The 19810-nt window shown below is 59.5% G+C and carries 19 protein-coding genes; 18 read left to right on the plus strand and 1 reads right to left on the minus strand.

Features of this window, described 5'->3' with window-relative positions; genetic code table 11:
• The first annotated feature begins 443 nt into the window (after nt 1–443).
• The 8 genes from ACZ0BA_RS22960 (at nt 444) to ACZ0BA_RS22995 (ending at nt 10274) form a co-directional block, all read left to right on the plus strand.
• A complete protein-coding gene (locus ACZ0BA_RS22960; protein ID WP_463454812.1) occupies nt 444–1481 on the plus strand; it encodes an NAD(P)H-dependent flavin oxidoreductase in 1038 nt (345 codons plus the stop codon).
• A gap of 67 nt (nt 1482–1548) precedes the next feature.
• Nucleotides 1549–3177, plus strand: a complete 1629-nt coding sequence (locus ACZ0BA_RS22965; RefSeq protein ID WP_463453474.1) for a GMC family oxidoreductase — start codon at nt 1549–1551, stop codon at nt 3175–3177.
• Between the two features lie 124 nt (nt 3178–3301).
• A complete protein-coding gene (locus ACZ0BA_RS22970; protein WP_463454813.1) occupies nt 3302–4072 on the plus strand; it encodes an ABC transporter ATP-binding protein in 771 nt (256 codons plus the stop codon).
• On the plus strand, nt 4072–4779 hold the full coding sequence (locus ACZ0BA_RS22975; RefSeq protein WP_463453475.1) for an ABC transporter ATP-binding protein: 708 nt from the start codon (nt 4072–4074) through the stop codon (nt 4777–4779). The genes ACZ0BA_RS22970 and ACZ0BA_RS22975 overlap by 1 nt, the downstream gene beginning before the upstream one ends.
• Before the next feature lie 64 nt (nt 4780–4843).
• Nucleotides 4844–6052, plus strand: a complete 1209-nt coding sequence (locus ACZ0BA_RS22980) for an ABC transporter substrate-binding protein (RefSeq protein ID WP_463453476.1) — start codon at nt 4844–4846, stop codon at nt 6050–6052.
• A 163-nt stretch (nt 6053–6215) separates the two neighbouring features.
• Nucleotides 6216–7100 (plus strand): branched-chain amino acid ABC transporter permease, encoded by an 885-nt coding sequence (locus ACZ0BA_RS22985; protein ID WP_463453477.1) that lies wholly within the window; start codon nt 6216–6218, stop codon nt 7098–7100.
• A gap of 9 nt (nt 7101–7109) precedes the next feature.
• Nucleotides 7110–8084: a branched-chain amino acid ABC transporter permease gene (locus ACZ0BA_RS22990; RefSeq protein WP_463453478.1), complete on the plus strand. Its 975-nt coding sequence runs from the start codon at nt 7110–7112 to the stop codon at nt 8082–8084.
• A 129-nt stretch (nt 8085–8213) separates the two neighbouring features.
• Entirely contained in the window at nt 8214–10274 is a 2061-nt protein-coding gene (locus ACZ0BA_RS22995; RefSeq protein ID WP_463453479.1) for a 3-hydroxybutyrate oligomer hydrolase family protein, read from the plus strand.
• Nucleotides 10275–10283: 9 nt separating this feature from the next.
• Here the strand turns inward: ACZ0BA_RS22995 and ACZ0BA_RS23000 are convergent, their stop codons facing one another.
• Entirely contained in the window at nt 10284–11450 is a 1167-nt protein-coding gene (locus ACZ0BA_RS23000) for an iron-containing alcohol dehydrogenase (RefSeq protein ID WP_463453480.1), read from the minus strand.
• Nucleotides 11451–11598: 148 nt separating this feature from the next.
• Between ACZ0BA_RS23000 and ACZ0BA_RS23005 the strand changes: the two genes are divergently transcribed.
• From ACZ0BA_RS23005 to ACZ0BA_RS23050, 10 genes are all read left to right on the plus strand, one after another.
• Nucleotides 11599–12363, plus strand: coding sequence for a TSUP family transporter (locus ACZ0BA_RS23005; protein ID WP_463453481.1), 765 nt, complete (start codon nt 11599–11601; stop codon nt 12361–12363).
• A 187-nt stretch (nt 12364–12550) separates the two neighbouring features.
• Nucleotides 12551–14494 carry a tRNA uridine-5-carboxymethylaminomethyl(34) synthesis enzyme MnmG gene (gene mnmG, locus ACZ0BA_RS23010; protein WP_463453482.1) on the plus strand — a complete coding sequence of 648 codons (1944 nt, stop codon included), beginning with the start codon at nt 12551–12553 and terminating at the stop codon, nt 14492–14494.
• Nucleotides 14491–15141 (plus strand): 16S rRNA (guanine(527)-N(7))-methyltransferase RsmG, encoded by a 651-nt coding sequence (gene rsmG, locus ACZ0BA_RS23015; protein WP_463453483.1) that lies wholly within the window; start codon nt 14491–14493, stop codon nt 15139–15141. Before mnmG ends, rsmG begins: the two co-directional genes overlap by 4 nt.
• Before the next feature lie 132 nt (nt 15142–15273).
• Nucleotides 15274–16044: a ParA family protein gene (locus ACZ0BA_RS23020; RefSeq protein ID WP_090324157.1), complete on the plus strand. Its 771-nt coding sequence runs from the start codon at nt 15274–15276 to the stop codon at nt 16042–16044.
• Nucleotides 16045–16062: 18 nt separating this feature from the next.
• Nucleotides 16063–16950: a ParB/RepB/Spo0J family partition protein gene (locus ACZ0BA_RS23025; RefSeq protein ID WP_463453484.1), complete on the plus strand. Its 888-nt coding sequence runs from the start codon at nt 16063–16065 to the stop codon at nt 16948–16950.
• Nucleotides 16951–17196: 246 nt separating this feature from the next.
• Complete coding sequence (locus tag ACZ0BA_RS23030; RefSeq protein WP_463453485.1) at nt 17197–17562, plus strand: ATP synthase subunit I; 366 nt, start codon at nt 17197–17199, stop codon at nt 17560–17562.
• Between the two features lie 20 nt (nt 17563–17582).
• Nucleotides 17583–18389, plus strand: coding sequence for a F0F1 ATP synthase subunit A (atpB, locus tag ACZ0BA_RS23035; protein ID WP_463453486.1), 807 nt, complete (start codon nt 17583–17585; stop codon nt 18387–18389).
• A gap of 62 nt (nt 18390–18451) precedes the next feature.
• On the plus strand, nt 18452–18730 hold the full coding sequence (gene atpE, locus ACZ0BA_RS23040; protein WP_463453487.1) for a FoF1 ATP synthase subunit c: 279 nt from the start codon (nt 18452–18454) through the stop codon (nt 18728–18730).
• Between the two features lie 42 nt (nt 18731–18772).
• On the plus strand, nt 18773–19243 hold the full coding sequence (locus ACZ0BA_RS23045) for a F0F1 ATP synthase subunit B (protein WP_090324147.1): 471 nt from the start codon (nt 18773–18775) through the stop codon (nt 19241–19243).
• A gap of 2 nt (nt 19244–19245) precedes the next feature.
• Nucleotides 19246–19791 (plus strand): F0F1 ATP synthase subunit delta, encoded by a 546-nt coding sequence (locus ACZ0BA_RS23050; protein ID WP_463453488.1) that lies wholly within the window; start codon nt 19246–19248, stop codon nt 19789–19791.
• Nucleotides 19792–19810: the final 19 nt, after the last annotated feature.

Consider the following 19810-nt stretch of genomic DNA (forward strand, 5'->3'; position numbering starts at 1 on the left):
TCAACCATGGCGGATGACTACCTTCGGTCTAATCCTCCGTACGTGTCTACGCAGCAAGTTTTTGTTTTGCAAGTCGTCAGTTGCCTGCAAGCCATCTCCCTTCGGTTTTTGCGACTTCTTTTTGAACAAAGGTCTTCAGGCGCTTGCGCCGCGATTTTTGGGTTTTGTTCGTTCCGCACGAACTATGGTTTACTCTAAAGATGTATATATAAAAATAGTAGTAGTTGTTAACGTAGATACTTTTCTGTGGATAAGTCCTCATTTCAGCTTAAAATCAGGCGTTTACGAACTTCATAAGCAGGCTTGCAAGCCGTGTATGATCAAAGAACTGTTTTGGGATAACAAAACGGACTCCCGGAAATTTTTTGTTTACTCACATACCGTGCCTGTGGATATCCATAGACTTATCCACAGGGGTAAGTGGCCTCAAAGTGAGAAATATGATGAATCTGACTTCTGTCTTTCCGCTTCCCATTGTTCAGGGTCCGACCGCTGGTGGCCCCAATACTCCTGCCCAAGTCGCCGCCGTGTCCAACACGGGCGCGATGGGATCGCTGGCTTGCTCCTTACTTTCTCCCGCTGCGATCCGCGAACACACCGCGCAGATCCGTGCGTTGACCGATAAGCCGTTTTGCCTCAACTTTTTCGTTTTGGAGACTCCACAGCCAGATCCTGCCGACATCGCGCAAGCCATTGAATGGCTGAAACCGCTCTGGTCGTCGCTTGGCTGGAGCGAGCTACCCATGCCAACCAAATGGTGCGAAGACTTCGCCGCCCAGTTCGAGGCGCTGATCGAACTGCGGCCGGCGGTCGCAAGCTTTACTTTCGGCATCCTCAGTGCGGAGCAAATCCAGCGCTTGCACGACGCCGGCATTGTGGTGGTCGGTACGATTACCCATGCGGAAGAGGCCATCGCCTGGCAAAGCAGGGGCGCCGATGCCGTGATCGCTTCAGGTACGGAGTCGGGCGGCCATCGCGGCACCTTCATTGGCGCGCAGGAAGCGGCGACGTTGAAAACCTTCGAGTTGCTGCCGAAGATATTGGCAGCAGTGGATATTCCCGTCATCGCCGCCGGCGGCATCATGGATGGCGCTGACATCAAGCGCGCGCTGGACGCCGGCGCCCAGGCGGTACAAATGGGAACCGCTTTTTTGGTGACCGACGAATCGGCAATTAACCCACACTACAAACAACGGTTGTTGACGGCCGGCGACCATCCGACCCGTCTGACGCGCACCTTTTCCGGCCGCTACGCCCGCGGCCTGGTCAATCGCGTGATGCAGCAATTGGAATCGGTGGAATCTCAACTTCCTGCATACCCAGTGCAAAACGCGCTAACTTCGCCGATTCGCGCTGAAGCCGCCAAACGCGGGGACACCGAGTTGATGTCGCTGTGGTGCGGCACCGGTGTCGCGCGCGCACGGCCGATGTCCGTCGCCAAGCTGGTCGAAACATTGCTATCGGAGATGAACGCAGCGTAGACTAAGCCGTAACAGCCGAGAGAGCGCAACGCCCCGGCCTACCGCGTCATCCTTGGAGGAGCAGTTTTTGGAATCAGCAGGCGACTACGATTACATCATCATTGGGGCAGGCTCGGCTGGCTGCGTATTGGCAAACCGTTTAAGCGCGGACAGAAACGCCGATGTCTTGCTGATCGAGGCGGGCGGCAGGGACGATTATGTTTGGATCCATATCCCGGTCGGCTATTTGCATTGCATCGATAATCCACGCACCGACTGGATGTTCCGCACAGAAGCCGACGCTGGCCTGAACGGCCGCAGCCTGCTTTACCCGCGCGGTAAAGTGTTAGGCGGAAGTTCCTCCATTAACGGCATGATTTACATGCGCGGCCAGGCCGGCGACTACGACCGCTGGGCCGACCTGACCGGCGACGCCAGCTGGCGCTGGGACGCGGTGCTGCCGCTATTCAAAAAGAGCGAGGATTATCACGGTGGCGCTTCCGAAGACCATGGCGCGGGCGGGCCGTGGCGCGTCGAAAAGCAGCGCCTGTCGTGGCAGATACTCGACGCGTTCCGCGATGCGGCCGAACAGACCGGCATCGCCAAAGTCGACGATTTCAATCGCGGCGACAACGCCGGCTGCGGCTATTTCGAAGTCAATCAAAAGCGCGGCATCCGCTGGAACACTGCCAAGGCTTTTTTAAAGCCGGTATCGGGCCGGCCGAATCTGACCGTGATGACAGGCTGTCACGTGGAACGCTTGCAGATAGAAATGAGCGACCAGGGCCCGGTGTGCAAAGGCGTGATTTTCACCGGCGGCGGTACCAAGTACCACGCGATGGCCGCGAAAGAAACCTTGCTGGCCGCTGGCGCCGTTGGTTCGCCGCAGATTTTGCAGTGCTCCGGTATCGGCTCGGCCACCAGGCTGCTCCACCACGGCATCGCACCGCTGGCCGACCTGCCGGGCGTCGGCGAAAACCTGCAGGACCATCTGCAACTGCGCATGGTCTACAAGCTCGGCGGCGGCGCCCGCACACTGAATACGATGGCATCCAACTGGTTCGGCAAAATGAAGATCGGCCTGGAGTATGCGATGTTCCAGAGCGGTCCGATGTCGATGGCGCCGTCGCAGCTGGGCGCGTTTGCCCGTTCCGATGCCAATCAACCGACACCCAATCTTCAATATCACGTGCAACCCCTGTCGCTGGAAAAATTCGGCGACCCTTTGCACGCCTTCCCCGCGTTCACCGCCAGCGTGTGCAACCTGCGTCCGACCTCGCGCGGCCACGTGCATATCGCCGGCGCCGACTCGTACGCGCCGCCCAAGATTTCGCCGATGTATTTGAGTACCGCCGAGGACCGCAAAGTGGCGGCGGCGGCGCTGACATTGACGCGCCAGATCGTCGCTTCTCCCGCGCTGAAAAAATTCACGCCGGAAGAATACAAGCCCGGCATCCACTACCGCACCGAGGAAGAACTCGCGGAGGCGGCGGGCCATATCGGCACCACCATCTTCCATCCGGTCGGCACCTGCAAGATGGGCCGCGCCGACGATCCCACCGCCGTCGTCGATAGCGAATTGCGCGTCATCGGCGTCGCCGGTCTGCGCGTTGTCGACGCCTCCATCATGCCCTTCATCACCTCCGGCAACACCAACTCCCCCACCATCATGATCGCCGAAAAAGCTTCAGAAATGATCCGTTCAGCCTGGAAATGATGAGACCGCTGGTTAGCGTTAGATCAAAAGTAAGTAGTAGTTATACTGTATTGTTAGCTAATTTTTTACTCTGTATGATCTAAAAAAAATTTGTACCTTGAACCATAAAAGCAAGGGAGACAGGATGTCCGGTGTTATCTTGGAAACGAAGAACTTGACCAAGCAGTTCAGGGGTTTTACTGCGGTCAACGACGTCAATTTGAAAGTGCAGCGCGGTCACATTCACGCGCTGATCGGCCCTAATGGCGCCGGTAAAACAACATGTTTTAATCTGCTCACGAAATTCCTGGTGCCCACTTCGGGTCAGATCCTGTTTAACGAAAAAGACATTACGTCCGCCAAGCCGGCGCAGATCGCCCGCATGGGCGTGATCCGTTCGTTTCAGATTTCAGCGGTCTTCCCGCACCTGACGGTGCTGCAAAATGTCCGCATCGGATTGCAGCGCCAGCTGGGGACGAGCTTCCATTTCTGGCAGAGCGAACGGGCTTTAAACAAGCTCGACGATCGCGCGATGCAGCTGCTGGCCGAGGTCGACCTCACCGACTTCGCCGACACCGTCACCGTCGATATGCCTTACGGGCGCAAGCGCGCTTTGGAGATCGCCACCACGCTGGCGATGGAGCCGGAGCTGATGCTGCTCGATGAACCGACCCAGGGCATGGGTCACGAAGACGTGCACCGCGTAACCGACCTCATCAAAAAAGTCTCGGCCGGTCGCACCATTTTGATGGTCGAACACAATATGAAAGTGGTGTCCGGCATCTGCGACAAAATCTCCGTTTTGCAGCGCGGCGCCATGCTGGCCGAGGGCACCTACGCCGAGGTCTCGCGCAACGCGCAAGTGATGGAAGCGTACATGGGCACCGAAGCCGCCGTGCTGGAAGGAGCCCATTGATGACGGCCGCCCTGCAAATCTCCAACCTGCAAACCTGGTACGGCGAGTCGCACATTCTGCACGACGTCAACCTGACGGTGCAGCCCGGCGAAGTGGTGACGCTGCTGGGACGCAACGGCGCCGGCCGCACCACCACCCTGCGCGCGATTATGGGATTGACCGGCGCGCGCAAGGGTTCGATCAAGATCAACGGCGTCGAGGCGATCGGTTTCCCGACCCATAAAATTGCCCACCTCGGCGTTGGCTATTGCCCCGAGGAGCGCGGCATATTCGCGTCGCTGTCGACCGAGGAAAACCTGATGCTGCCGCCGCAGTTGTCGACCGGCGACAAGGGCATGTCGATCAAGGAAATCTACGCGATGTTCCCCAATCTGGAGGAGCGCAAGCACAGCCAGGGAACCCGCCTGTCCGGTGGCGAGCAGCAGATGCTGGCGGTGGCGCGCATCCTGCGCACCGGCGCGCGCCTGTTGCTGCTCGACGAAATTTCGGAAGGGCTGGCGCCGGTCATCGTGCAGGGCCTGGCGCGCATGATCACCACCTTGAAATCGAAGGGCTACACCATCGTCATGGTGGAACAGAATTTCCGGTTTGCCGCGCCGCTGGCGGACCGGTTTTATGTGATGGAGCACGGTCAGATCGTCGAGACCTTTGTTTCATCCGAATTGAGCGACAAAATGCCGGTGCTGACCGAGCTGCTTGGCGTGTAGAAAACTACTTCATCGTTCTGTGACTATACAAAATCGATATCACGACTATTCGAACGGAGACAAAATGAAACTCAAAGCTATCACCATCGCCGCCACCGCCATCTGCGCACTGGGCCTGTCCTTTGCCGCGCAAGCCCAGGTGTCCGGCGACACCATCAAGATCGGCATGATCACCGACATGTCGGGCCTGTACACGGATATCGACGGCGCCGGCGGCGCCGAGGCCATCAAAATGGCGATCGCGGACGCCGGCGTCGTCATCGCCGGCAAGAAGGTGGAGTTCATTTCCGCCGACCACCAGAACAAGGCCGACATCGCCGCCTCCAAGGCGCGCGAATGGTTCGACCAGCAGGGCGTGGACATGCTGATCGGCGGTACCAACTCGGGCGCCAACCTGGCGATGGCCAAGGTCGCCGCTGAAAAGAAAAAAGTCTTCATCTCGATCGGCGCCGGCTCGGCCCGTTTGACCAACGAGGAATGCACGCCTTACACCGTGCACTACGCCTACGACACCATCGCGCTGGCGCGCGGCACCGGCGGCGCGATCGTCAAGCAGGGCGGCAAAAACTGGTACTTCATGACCGCCGACTACGCCTTTGGCCAGTCGCTGGAAAAGGATACGTCGGACGTGGTCAAGGCCGCCGGCGGCAAGGTGATGGGTTCGGTTAAACATCCATTGTCGGCGTCGGACTTCTCGTCCTTCCTGTTGCAGGCGCAATCGTCCGGCGCGCAGATCCTCGGCCTGGCCAACGCCGGCGGCGACGCCATCAACTCGATCAAGGCCGCCAACGAGTTCGGCATCACCAAGAAGATGAAGCTGGCCGGTTTGCTGATCTTCATCAACGATGTCCACTCGCTGGGCCTGAACCTGACGCAGGGCATGTACCTGACCGACGGCTGGTACTGGGACCAGAACCAGGAAACGCGCGACTGGTCGAAGCGCTACTTCGCCAAGATGAAGAAGTCGCCGTCGATGCTGCAGGCCGCCGACTACTCGGCCGCCGCCAACTACCTCAAAGCGGTCAAGGCCGTGGGTACCGACGACTCCGACAAGGTCATGGCCCATCTGAAAGCTACCAAGATCAACGACATGTTCGCCAAGAACGGCGTGATCCGTCCGGACGGCCGCATGGTGCACGACATGTACCTGATGGAAGTGAAGAAGCCGTCGGAATCGAAATATCCATGGGATTACTACAAGGTCGTGGCCACCATTCCGGGCGACCAGGCGTACGCCACCAAGGCCGAAACCAAATGCAGCCTGTGGAAATAAGCTGAGTTGTGCACAGGGCCGGCGCAGCGCCACTCCGCGTGGCGAGGGGCCGGTCCGTTTCATGTGTTGATCGTTCGTTGATCGTTGTGCTCGTTTTTGTCCCTGTTCTTGTCCTCGTATTCCGCCTCGCCGTCCGGCCAGGTACTCTTTAGACTGTGATCTCATGGAAATTTTCGGCTATCCCTTGAGCGTATGGATGAGCCAGCTGCTGCTGGGGCTGGTGAACGGCTCCTTCTACGCGATGCTGTCACTCGGCCTGGCCGTCATCTTTGGCCTTCTCAACGTTATTAACTTTTCCCACGGCGCCCTGTACATGATGGGCGCCTTCGTGGCCTGGATGGGGATGACTTATTTCGGTCTGAGCTACTGGACCATGCTGATACTGGCGCCGCTGCTGATCGGCGTATTCGGCATCGTTATCGAAAAGACCATGCTTCGTCATCTGTATAAACTCGATCATTTGTACGGCCTGCTGCTGACGTTCGGCATCACCTTGCTGGTCGAAGGCGTGTTCCGTTCGTTCTATGGCGTCTCGGGCCAGCCGTTCCAGGTGCCCGACGCGCTGGCCGGCGCCACCGACCTCGGCTTCATGGTGATGCCGAACTACCGCGCCTGGGTGGTCGCGGCCTCTCTGGTCGTCTGCCTGGCCACGTGGTACGTGATCGAAAAGACCAAACTGGGCGCCTATTTGCGCGCCGGCACCGAGAATCCGAAGCTCGTGGAAGCGTTCGGTATCAACGTGCCGCTGATGGTCACGCTCACCTACGGCTTCGGCGTCGCTTTGGCGGGCTTTGCAGGGGTGCTGGCGGCCCCGATCATCCAGGTGCAGCCCCTGATGGGTCAGAACCTGATTATCGTCGTATTCGCTGTTGTGGTGATCGGTGGCATGGGGTCGATCATGGGTTCGATTCTTACCGGCCTCGGCCTGGGTGTGATCGAAGGCTTGACCAAGGTCGTGTATGCGCCGTTTTCGTCGACGGTGGTGTTCCTGGTGATGGTCGTGGTGTTGCTGATCCGTCCGGCTGGTTTGTTCGGTAAAGAAAAATAGGAGGGACGGATGAACAAGAAAATCGGTTATATCATCGCTTTCGCGATCGCACTGTCGGCGCCGTTCATCGGCTATCCGGTGTTCCTGGCTAAACTGCTGTGCTTTGTGTTGTTCGCCTGCGCCTTCAACCTGCTCATCGGCTTCACCGGCTTGCTGTCGTTCGGCCACGCCGCCTTCTTCGGCGGTGCCGGCTATGTCGCCGGCAATGCGCTCAAGGTATGGGGCTGGCCGACCGAGCTGGGCATTCTGGCCGGCGTCGTTGGCGCTGCCTTGCTCGGCCTGGTGATGGGCGGGCTGGCGATCCGCCGCCAAGGCATTTACTTTTCGATGATCACGTTGGCGCTGGCGCAGATGGTGTTCTTTGGCGCCCTGAGCGCCGGCGAGTTCACCGGCGGCGAGGACGGCCTGCAAGGCGTTCCACGTGGAAAACTGCTCGGCATGATCGACCTGTCCAACGACACCGCGCTGTACTTCTTCGTGCTGGCGATCGCGGTGTTGGCCTTTGCGCTGATCGTGCGCATTGTCCACTCGCCGTTCGGCCAGGTGCTCAAGGCCATCAAGGAGAACGAGCCGCGCGCCATCTCGCTTGGCTACGACGTCGACAAGTACAAGCTGCTGGCCTTCGTGCTGTCGGCCGCGCTGGCCGGCCTCGCGGGTTCGACCAAAGTGCTGGTGCAGGGCTTCGAGACCCTGACCGACGTTCACTGGACCATGTCGGGCCTGGTGATCCTGATGACCCTGGTGGGCGGCATGGGCACGCTGGCCGGTCCGATCCTGGGCGGGGTGATCATCATCATGCTGGAAAACAAATTGGGCGACTGGGGCATCTACCTGACCCAGCTCACCGGCATTGAATGGTTCAACACCATCGGCGAAGCCGTCACCATGGTGATTGGCCTGATTTTCATTGTCTGCGTGTTGTTATTCCGACGCGGAATCATCGGCGAAATCGTCGCCAAGCTCGGCAACAAGAAGCCTGCATGATCTAGCACAGACGCCGGGCGTTCTGCCCGGCGTCCTTTTCAAATCAAGAGTAAATTTTTTATCTGGCCTTTGGCCGGAGTGGGGGTAGTCCGTCTGTTGCTTTGAGTCTTATTAGAAAAAGAGGATGACATGCATACGAAGAAAATCGTGCTGGCGCTGGCCGGCATCGCACTGACCGCTTGTGGATCGCATCACGATGACGAGCCGGAAATTATCAACGACCGTCCGAGTTTTCTCGGCACCGTCACCGCCAAAACCTACGACGGCGTCAGCGACGACTTGCTGACCGCCGGCCTGGGCGCGACCGGCCTGGCCGGTCCGTTGCCGGCCTACGCCGACCCCGCGAATCCGACCCCGGCCGAACTGCGCCGCAACGCCATCCATGCCAATTACCGGGCGATCCAGGACATCAGCTCGGCCGCAGGCTTCGGCCGTCTGTACGGCCCGAACGTGGACGTCAACGGCGCAGCGACGACCGGCGAGGGCAAGATCGCCGGCAGCGAGTTCATTGCCTACGCCGACGATGGCAGCGGCAATCAGAACGTGACCCTGATGGTGCAGATACCGGCTAGCTTCGACGCCAACAATCCCTGCATCATCACGGGCGCGTCGAGCGGCTCGCGCGGGGTCTACGGCGCCATCGGCACGTCCGGCGAATGGGGGCTGAAGAACAAGTGCGCGGTCGCCTATACCGACAAGGGTTCCGGCACCGGCCTCTACACCTTCGACGACGACGCCGTGAACTTGCAGAACGGACAGCGCGCACCGCGCACGACGGCTGGCAAGAACTCCAACTTCACGCCCGCTATCAGCGACGCCGACCGCGCAGCCTTCGCCAGCAGTAAGCCAGGACGCATTGCTTTCAAACACGCGCACTCACAGCAGAATCCGGAGAAGGACTGGGGCAAGCACACGTTGCAAGCGGTCGAGTTCGCGTTCTACATGCTCAATGAGCAGTACGGTAGATACGCAAGGGACAACACTCATCACGTCGTGCGTTTCACGCCCGCCAACACCATCACGATCGGCTCCAGCATCTCCAATGGCGCCGCCTCGGCCTTGCTGGCCGCCGAGCAGGACACCAAGGGCCTGATCGACGGCGTGGCCGCTACCGAGCCGCAGATCCAGCCGCGCACCGCGACCGGGTACACCATCCGCCAGAACGGGGCGCCGGTGACGGGGCAGGGCAAGTGGCTGATCGATTACTCGACCTATGCCGCGCTGTACCAGCCCTGCATCGCCTCCACGGCGGCTGCGCCCGGCCGTTGCACGGCGCTGGTCGCCAAGGGCTTGCTGACGGGCGCCACTTTGGCGGCTCAACAGGAGGATGCGCGCGTGCGGCTCAGGGCCTACGGCTGGTTGCCGGATTCGGACGTGCTGCAGGCGTCGCACGCGCTGACCACGGTGTTGGTCGCCGTGACCTACGCCAATGCTTATGGACGCTTCTCGGCCACGGACCAGTTGTGCGGCTTCACGTTCGCATCGACCGACGCGACCGGCTCGCCGGTGCCGTTCACGCCTGCGCAGCGCGCCAGCAGCTTTGCCACCCAGAACGGTATCATCGGTACGCCGATCTATGAAGCGTCGGTCGGCGGGGCCAAGGCATACAATGTGGGCGTGTCGCCGAGCACCAATCTGGCCGACCAGTCGCTCGACGGCTTCCTGTGCCTGCGCGCGCTGGCGACCGGTATCGATCCGGTCAACGGCAACGCGCTGACCGGGACGTTGGCGGAGCAGAGCGCGCGCGTGCGTGCCGGCGCCCAAGAAGTTCTGGCGACCGGCAACCTGCACGGCAAACCGGCGATCATCGCCGCCGGCCGCAGCGACACGCTGATGGTGGTGAACTTCAACTCGCGCGCCTATCTGGGCTTGAACGCGGTGGCCGAGGGTGGGGCCAGCAAACTGCGCTACATCGAGGTGTTGAACGCCAACCACTTCGATGCCTTCACCAGCGTCTTCCCGCAGAACATCGTGCCGTTGCACATTTATCTGTTCCGCGCGCTGGACGCGATGATGGCGCATTTGCGCAATCCGAGCGTTCCGCTGCCGCCGTCACAAGTGGTGCGCACGGTGACGCGGCCGGACGCGGCCACCCCGATGACAGTGACCAACGTGCCGCCTATCCTCCTGGCGCCGCCGCCGGGCAACCTCATCACCGTCAACGGCACGACGGTGGATGTTCCGCAGTAAGGCCGCCGACTACAACGCGGCCGCGTAAATCGCCCTCGCATCGTCGCGTGTGACGGTGCGGGGGTTGTTTCCTAATAGACGGGTCTGGAGCATGGCGTCATCCGCCAGTTGGTCCAGATCCGTTTCCTTGATGCCGACCTGCTGCAAGGTCCGCTCTATGCCCGTGATGGTTGCTATTTGTTGCATCGCAACAACCAAGGCTTCCGCGCGCGCCTCCACGCTGCCGCTGACATGCGGCACAACAATCTCAGCCAGCTCCGCATACAGACCCGCCGCCGCTGGCAGGTTGAAGCGCAACACGTGCGGCAGCACCAGCGAATTCGACAAGCCATGTGGCACATGGAACGTGCCGCCGATCGGGTAGGCGAGGGCGTGTACCGCCGCTACCGGCGCGTTAGAGAACGCCTGTCCAGCTAGCATCGCTCCCAGCAGCATCGCTTGCCGCGCGGCCAGGTTTCGGCCGTTCTCGCACGCTGGAATCAGGTTGGCCGATAGCAGGCCCAACGCTTTGCGCGCCAGAATGTCGGACAGCGGATTCTTTTTGTGGCGGCTGGTGTAAGCCTCTATCGCGTGGACCATGGCGTCGATGCCGGTGGCGGCCGTGACCAGTGGCGGCAAGCCCAGGGTCAATTCGGCGTCGAGCAATGCCATATCGGCATAGAGTTGTGGCGCTACGACACCCATTTTCGTGGTAGCGCCGGTTGTGACGATGGCGATGTTGGTGACTTCAGAGCCGGTCCCCGCAGTGGTCGGTATCTGGACCAGCGGCAGCCGTCCGCCTTTGACGTTGCCGATGCCGTAGATCGCGCCGATCGCCTGATCACCTCCCGCCAGCACAGCGATCAGCTTGGCGACGTCCATCGAGCTTCCGCCGCCCAGACCAATGACGATATCTGTGCCGTGTGCGCGAGCCGTGTCAACGGCTTCCAGGACGATGTGCTCGGGTGGATCGGCCATCACGTTGGCGTAAATCTCGACTGCGATGTTGGCGGCCCGCAGGCTGGCCACCGGTGCGTCGACCAAGCCGGTCTTCAAAAAGCCCGGGTCGGTGACGAGCAGGGCGCGTTTGGCGGCCGGAAAGCGCTGTGTGACGTACTCGCCTAATTTGCCGGCGGCGCCCAATTCGGAGACGATCTGGGCGACGGTGCTGAAACTGAATGCTGGGAAATCGTTCATGGCTGCGGTCCCGTGACGTGGTGGATTTCACGTGAAAGCTTACATGATGACGGCTCGCCTGTGCACTTGGGCTATGCCGGATCTGCATGAACCGGCGGCAATTTATTCCGTACAATATGCCTTTTAGAAAGCTTGGATTGGCGTTGATATGGTTGAGTATGCAGTGTTGGGATTGGCGGCGTTCAGCGCCGGTTTGGTGGATGCGGTGGTCGGCGGTGGCGGGTTGATACAGCTGCCGGCAATGTTTTCGATATTTCCCAACATGGCGCCGGCAACGATTATCGGCACCAACAAGCTGGCCAGCATCGCCGGCACCGGCGTCGCGGCGGTAAGCTATGCGCGACGTGTCGCGATCGCATGGACGGTCGCCGCGCCGGCCGCGTTTGCCGCGCTGATCTTCTCGTTCTTTGGCGCCTATACCGTCACCAAGGTTTCGCCAGACTTTTTCCGCACCGTCCTTCCTATCGTGTTGCTGGCCGTAGCGATCTACACCTTTGCCAAGAAGGACTTCGGCAGCGTGCACGCGCCGTTGCACACCGGGCGAAAAGAGCAGATGCTGGCGCTGCTGATCGGCTCGGGCATCGGTTTTTACGATGGCTTCTTCGGTCCGGGTACGGGCAGCTTTTTGGTCTTCCTGTTCGTGCGGATTTTCGGCTTCAACTTCCTCGGCGCATCGGCTGTAGCCAAGGTTGTCAACGTTGCCTGCAACTTGTCGGCGCTTGTGTGGTTTGGCTACAGCGGTCACCTGATTTGGCAACTTGGTGCAATGATGGCTGTGTGCCAAGTCGCCGGTTCTGTCATCGGCAGCCGGTTGGCGATGAAACACGGCAGCGGTTTTGTCCGCAAACTGTTCCTTGTGGTGGTGTCGATATTGATCGTGAAGACCGGTTACGACGCATGGATACGTTGGTAGATTGTTCCACGTGGAACAGTGGTGACTAGAAAAGGGGTGCTTGTTTGATGACAAGCATCCCTTTTTTTCATTGTTTCACGTGGAACAATGATGCGATTACGAGGAAAATATTTTGCCTAAAAAAGTCGCAGCTTCCAAAAGACTTTATAATCTGTGCTTGATCCCTTCGCTTTTACCCAATTCCATCATGTTATTTCCAACTAATTTCGACGTCATCGTCGTCGGTGGCGGTCACGCCGGTACCGAGGCGGCCCTCGCTTCAGCCCGCATGGGGCAGAAGACTTTGCTCTTGACGCACAACATCGAGACCCTGGGCCAGATGTCGTGCAACCCCTCCATCGGCGGTATCGGCAAAGGCCATCTGGTCAAGGAAGTCGATGCCATGGGCGGCGCCATGGCGATCGCCACCGATGAAGCGGGCATCCAGTTCCGTATCCTGAACTCGTCCAAAGGCCCGGCGGTACGGGCCACCCGCGCCCAGGCCGACCGTATTTTGTACAAGGCAGCCATCCGCTCGCGCCTGGAAAACCAGCCCAACCTGTGGCTGTTCCAGCAGGCGGTGGACGATCTGATGGTGGAAGGCGACCGCGTGGTCGGCGCCGTCACGCAGATCGGCCTGAAGTTCCTGGCGCCGGCGGTCGTGCTGACGGCCGGCACCTTCCTCGACGGTAAGATCCACGTGGGCCTTCAGAACTACTCAGCGGGCCGTGCAGGCGATCCGCCGGCGATCTCGCTGTCTGCCCGCCTGAAGGAATTAAAGCTGCCACAGGGCCGTTTAAAGACCGGCACGCCCCCTCGCATCGATGGGCGCAGCATCGATTTCTCGCTGATGACCGAACAGCCCGGCGACCTCGATCCGGTGCCGGTGTTCTCGGTGATGGGCAATGCCGCCATGCATCCGGCGCAAATGCCGTGCTGGGTTACGCACACCAACAACAAAACCCACGACATCATCCGTGCCGGTTTGGACCGCAGCCCGATGTACACGGGCGTGATCGAAGGTGTAGGACCGCGTTATTGCCCGTCGATCGAAGACAAAATCCACCGCTTTTCGGCCAAGGAATCGCACCAGATTTTCCTGGAACCGGAAGGCCTGACGACCAACGAATTCTATCCAAATGGCATTTCGACCAGCCTGCCGTTCGACGTTCAGATCGACCTCGTCCGCTCGATGAAGGGCATGGAAAACGCCCACATCCTGCGCCCAGGCTACGCTATCGAATACGATTATTTCGACCCGCGCGGCCTCAAGGCATCGCTGGAAACAAAGGCTGTCAGCGGCCTGTACTTCGCCGGCCAGATCAACGGTACCACCGGCTACGAGGAAGCGGCGGCGCAGGGCATGCTTGCCGGCCTCAACGCGGCGCTGCAAACCCAGGGTAAGGAAGCCTGGACGCCGGCCCGTTCCGAGGCGTATCTGGGCGTGCTGGTCGACGATCTGGTCACGCAGGGCGTGCTGGAACCCTACCGTATGTTCACCAGCCGCGCCGAGTACCGCCTGAGCCTGCGCGAAGATAACGCCGACATGCGCCTGACCGAAATCGGCCGCAAACTGGGCTGCGTCGGCGATGCGCAGTGGGAAGCGTTCGAGAAAAAACGCGAAGCGGTTGCGCTGGAACTGGAGCGTTTACGTTCCACGTGGGTGAATCCACGCATCCTGGAAGCGGCCGAATCGGAGCGCGTTATTGGTCAAGCGATCGAGCGCGAGTACTCGCTGGCGGACCTGTTGCGCCGTCCCGGCGTCGACTACGAGAAGCTGATGAGCCTGTCCGGCATCGACGGCCGCGAGCTCGCCGGCCCCGGCGTGAGCGACGACGCGGTGCGCGAACAGGTCGAAATCCAGCTCAAATATTCGGGCTATATCGACCGCCAGACCAAGGAAGTGGAGCGCCACGAGCACTACGAAAACTTGAAATTGCCGGAAGGTTTCGGCTATCTGGACATCACCGCGCTGTCGGTGGAAGTGCGCCAGAAGCTGCACGCGCAGCGTCCGGAAACATTGGGCCAGGCGTCGCGCATCTCCGGTGTGACGCCGGCGGCGATTTCGCTGCTGCTGGTACACCTGAAAAAAGCCGGTTTCGGCGGCTACCTCAACGATAAAAACGCGCAGAAAGACGAGGCAGTGCAATGAAGGTGTTCGACCGTGTCGTTGTCGCGGATGTTTTAAAACAAGGCATCAAGGATCTGAAGCTGGACCTCAACGACGAGCAGGTGGAGAAGTTGTTGGACTATCTGGCGCTGCTGAACAAGTGGAATTCGGTCTACAACCTGACGTCGGTGCGCGATCCGATGCAGATGGTGACCCTGCATTTGCTCGATTCGCTGGCCGCCGTCCCCGCTTTCGCGGGCACGAAAAACGTGCTGGATGTGGGCGCGGGCGGTGGCTTGCCGGGCATGGTGCTGGCCATCAGCCGTCCGGATATGAAGGTGTCGATGATCGATACGGTGCACAAGAAGACCGCGTTTTTGAACCAGGTGAAGGCGGAGCTGGGCCTGTCCAACGTGACGGTGTACACCAAACGCGTGGAGCAGCTGGAAGTGAAGACCAAATTCGATGTGATCACGTCGCGCGCCTTTGCGGACCTGTCGGACTTCGTCAACTGGTCGGGGCATCTGCTGCAAGAGGGCGGGCGATTTATCGCCTTGAAAGGCACGGCTCCAGAGGACGAACGGGAGCGGCTTCCAGAGCCATGGAAAGTGCGCAAACTGGAGCCTTTGACGGTGCCGGGACTGGAGGCGGAACGCCATCTTGTTTTCATAGAGGCAGAAACCGTATAAATCGTTTATATCGTATAAATCGTTTATACCGTATAAACAGTATAAATCGTTTATATAGTTTAAACAGTATAAATAATTATTTTAAAAACGAGACCTCGGCGTCCGAAACCAAAAGAGATCGATAAGAACTACATGGCAAAAATTTTCTGCGTAGCGAATCAAAAAGGTGGAGTTGGCAAAACAACAACCACCGTCAACCTGGCCGCCGGATTGGCAAAGCTGAACCAGCGCGTGCTGCTGGTGGACCTGGACCCGCAAGGCAACGCCACGATGGGCGCGGGCATCAACAAGGCGGGGCTGCCCGCGTCGACCTATGAGGTCATGCTGGGCGAGTCGGACGTGGCCACCGCGCGCCAGCGTTCGGAGCCGGGCAAGTTCGACGTGCTGCCGTCCAACCGCGAGCTGGCCGGCGCCGAAGTGGAGATGGTCTCGTTGGACAACCGCGAGCGCCGCCTGAAGGACGCGCTGGCCGCCGTCGACAAGGAGTACGACTTCATCCTGATCGACTGTCCGCCGGCGTTGTCGATGCTGACCCTGAACGGCCTGTGCGCCGCGCACGGCGTCATCATCCCGATGCAGTGCGAGTACTACGCGCTGGAAGGCTTGTCCGATCTGGTCAACACCATCAAGAAGGTGCACGCCAACCTGAACCCGGACCTGAAGATCATCGGCCTGCTGCGCGTGATGTTCGATCCGCGCATGACGCTGTCGCAGCAGGTGTCGGCGCAGCTCGAGCAGCACTTCGGCGACAAAGTCTTCAAAACCATCATTCCGCGCAATGTGCGTCTGGCCGAAGCGCCTTCGTACGGTTTGCCCGGCGTAACGTTCGATCCATCCTCCAAGGGTGCGCAGGCGTATATCGCCTTCGGCGCCGAGATGGTCGCGCGCATCAAAAAAATGTAACGTAGAGATTCCCACATCATGGCAACCAAAAAACTCAAGGGCCTCGGTCGCGGCCTCGAAGCGCTGCTCGGCGGCGACGGCGATCTGACCACGGCGGACGCCAACACCCCGTCCGAACTGAATGTCACCCAGATGCAGGCGGGCAAGTACCAGCCGCGCACGCGCATGGACGAGGGCGGCCTGCAGGAACTGGCCGCGTCGATCAAAAGCCAGGGCATCATGCAGCCGATCCTGGTGCGTCCGGTCGGCACCAATAAACTGACCGGCGAAATCAAGTACGAGATCATCGCCGGCGAGCGCCGTTTCCGCGCCGCGCAAATCGCCGGTCTGGAAGTGCTCCCGGTGTTGGTGCGCGACGTGGACGACCAGGCCGCCGCCGCGATGGCGCTGATCGAGAACATGCAGCGCGAGGATTTGAATCCGCTGGAAGAGGCGCAGGGCATCCATCGCCTGATCACCGATTTCAGTTTCACGCACGAGCAGGCGGCCAGCGCCGTCGGCCGTTCGCGCAGCGCGGTGTCGAACTTGTTGCGTTTGATGAATCTGGCGTCGGCCGTGCAAACCATGCTGATGGCCGGCGATATCGACATGGGCCACGCGCGCGCGCTGTTGTCGGTCGACGCGGCGTCGCAGATCAATCTTGCCAACATGGTCATCGCCAAACGGCTGTCGGTGCGCGAGACGGAAAAATTAGTCGCCAAGACCTTGGAAGATCAAAAGGCGTCTCCAACTGAGGCGCGTCAGAAAGAAAAGTCCGGCGACATCGTGCGGCTCGAAGAAGAACTGTCCGACAAGCTGGCCACGCCGGTGGTGTTCAAGATGGGCACCAAGGGTCGTGGCCAGATGATCATCGACTTTGCCGACCTGGATATCCTGGATGGCGTTTTAGCAAGATTGCGCGCGTAGGCCGAAAAAGCCCGGACATGACATCGGCGGCTGTCGCCCGACAGTCGCCTTTGTTGACCCAAAGTCAAAAAACCGTCAAACAGCGAACTGGTACCAAAGTGGTGCAAAGCGTTTGGAAATGTTTATAAAAGCGTCTCATTCGCGCACAAAATGCTCTGCTGCGGTGCAGCAATGTTTGACGCGATACATGAAAGACACATATAATCACGCGTCTTTGGGTTTTATCGGCTTTTTTTGGAGCTCGCAGTGAGTAAATCGACGAGTCATTCCAGGCCGATGTTTAAAGTTGTCGCCCTCCAGTTGACTATCGTCACTGGTTTCGCCTTGCTCGCCTGGAACTTGGGCGGAGTACTCAAAGCTTGGTCGGCCGCCTATGGCGGAGCAATCGCAGTCATCGGGAGTCTGATGTACGCGATGATTGTTGCGGGCGGAACAAATGACCCAAAAAAAGTTTTCCGGTCGCATGTGAAGGCCGAAGTAACGAAGATATTTATCACGGTAGTGCTGTTTATTGTGGCACTGGCGCTGTTTCAGTCGGCCTCTTGGTTATGGCTGATCTTGGGTTTCGCGGTGGCAACCTTGGCATACTGGTTCTCACTGCTAGCAATTTAATCACCAAAATCTAAACTTTTATGACCACAGAAAACGCTGCAGGGGCGCATCAACAAGCTGCGCCGACCTCAATTGAGTATATTCAGCATCACCTGACCCACCTGAAAAGTGCCGATGGCATGTACAACCTGGACACGTTCTGGGTGTCGGCCATTCTGGGACTGATTTTCCTGGGCGTGTTTTACATGGCATCGCGTAAAGCGACCGCCGGCGTGCCGGGCAAGCTGCAAAACTTCGTCGAAGCCGTAATGGAACTGGTCAACGAAGTGGTCAATTCGGCCTTCCACGCCAAGAGCAAGGTCATCGCCCCGCTGGCGATCACCATTTTCTGCTGGGTTTGGCTGATGAACGCGATGGACTTCCTGCCGGTCGACCTGCTGCCCAAGCTGCTCGGCTATGCCGGCGTGCACTACCTGCGCGTCGTGCCTACCGCCGACGTCAACCACACTTTCGGCATGTCGTTCGGCGTCATGCTGTGCATTATTGGTTTCTCGATCAAAGCCAAGGGTCTCGGCGGCTGGGGTAAAGAGTTGCTGACCGCCCCGTTCCACGCGCATGGCTTCATGGCCATCGTGCTGGCGCCGGTCAACTTCATCTTCCAGATGATCGAGTTGCTGGCCAAGCCACTGTCGCTGTCGCTGCGACTCTTCGGCAATATGTACGCCGGCGAGCTGCTGTTCATTCTGATCGCTCTGCTGCCATGGTGGGCGCAGTGGCTGCTGGGTGGTCCTTGGGTTATCTTCCACATCCTGGTGGTGACCCTGCAAGCGTTTGTGTTTATGGCGTTGACTGTTGTGTATCTGAGCCTTGCGGTTGAGAAACATTAAGCAACTTAGTTTTAATCTTTTTAGTATCTGTAGTCTTTTTTAAAATCTTAGGAGAAATTTCAATGCAAGCTCTGATCGCACAAGTACAAAGCATGACCGTTCTGGCCGCAGCAATCATCATCGGTCTGGCCGCTATCGGCACCGCACTCGGTTTCGCAATTCTGGGCGGCAAATTCCTGGAAGCGTCGGCCCGTCAACCAGAACTGATGCCACAACTGCAAACCAAACTGTTCGTTATCGCCGGTCTGCTGGACGCGATCTCGATGATCGGCGTCGGCGTTGCTCTGCTGTACACCTTCAGCAACCCGTTCCTGGCTGCCGTCATCTCCGCTGCTCAGTAATCCGCTCCACCCTAGGAGAAACTTTTAGTTAGGAGCAAAGGTATGGACATCAATATGTCTCTCATCGGCCAGATGATCACCTTCGCGGTGTTGGTCTGGGTCTCGATGAAGTTCGTATTTCCATCGCTGAACGCAGCGTTGGATGAGCGTGCCAAGCGTATCGCTGATGGTCTGGCTGCGGCCGACCAGGGCCAGGCTGCGATGGTTGTCGCTGAAAAGCGCGCCGCCGAAGCACTGACCAGTGCACGCGAAGAAGCTTCGCAACGTGTTGCCGACGCTGAAAAGCGCGCGCAACTGGTCGCCGAAGAAATCAAAGCGAATGCACAAGCCGAAGCGGACCGCATCATTGCGCAAGCCAAGGCAGACGCCGATCAGCAACTGGCCAAGGCGCGCGACACGCTGCGCGCTCAGGTGGCTGACCTGGCTGTGAAGGGCGCCGAGCAAATCTTGAAGCGCGAAGTCAACGCCTCGGCTCACGCCGATCTGTTGTCGCGCCTGTCTGTCGAGCTGTAATCATGGCAGAAAACGCAACCGTCGCCCGTCCCTACGCGGAAGCTTTGTTCCGCGTAGCCCAAGCAGGTAAGGAATCGTTCAGCCTCGCGGCGTGGTCCGATCTGGTGGCCGAACTGGCCCAGATCGGCGCCCACCCCGAGGTGCAAGCATTCGCCCGCAACCCGAAGACCTCGGCAAGCGACGTGAGCGCCGCCATTACGGCCCTGGTGAAGTCGCCGTGGACCCCGGAAGCGAAAAACTTCCTGGCGATGCTGGTCGACAACGGCCGTATCAGTCTGCTGCCGGAAATCGGCACGCAATTCCAGGCGTTGCGAAACGCCACGGAAGGTGCGGCGGACGCCGACATCACCAGCGCCTTCGAACTGAGCGCCGCTCAGGTCGGCGACCTGGTCGCGACACTGGAAAAGAAATTCGGCCGCAAGCTGAACCCGGTCGTTACCGTGGATCCGGCGTTGATCGGTGGCGTGCGCGTGGTCGTTGGCGATGAAGTGCTGGACACTTCGGTCCGCGCCAAGCTGGCGCAAATGCGTGTGGCACTGGCTGCCTAAGGCGCAAGCCGGCGGACCC

The sequence above is a fragment of the Duganella sp. AC917 genome (assembly GCF_979258245.1).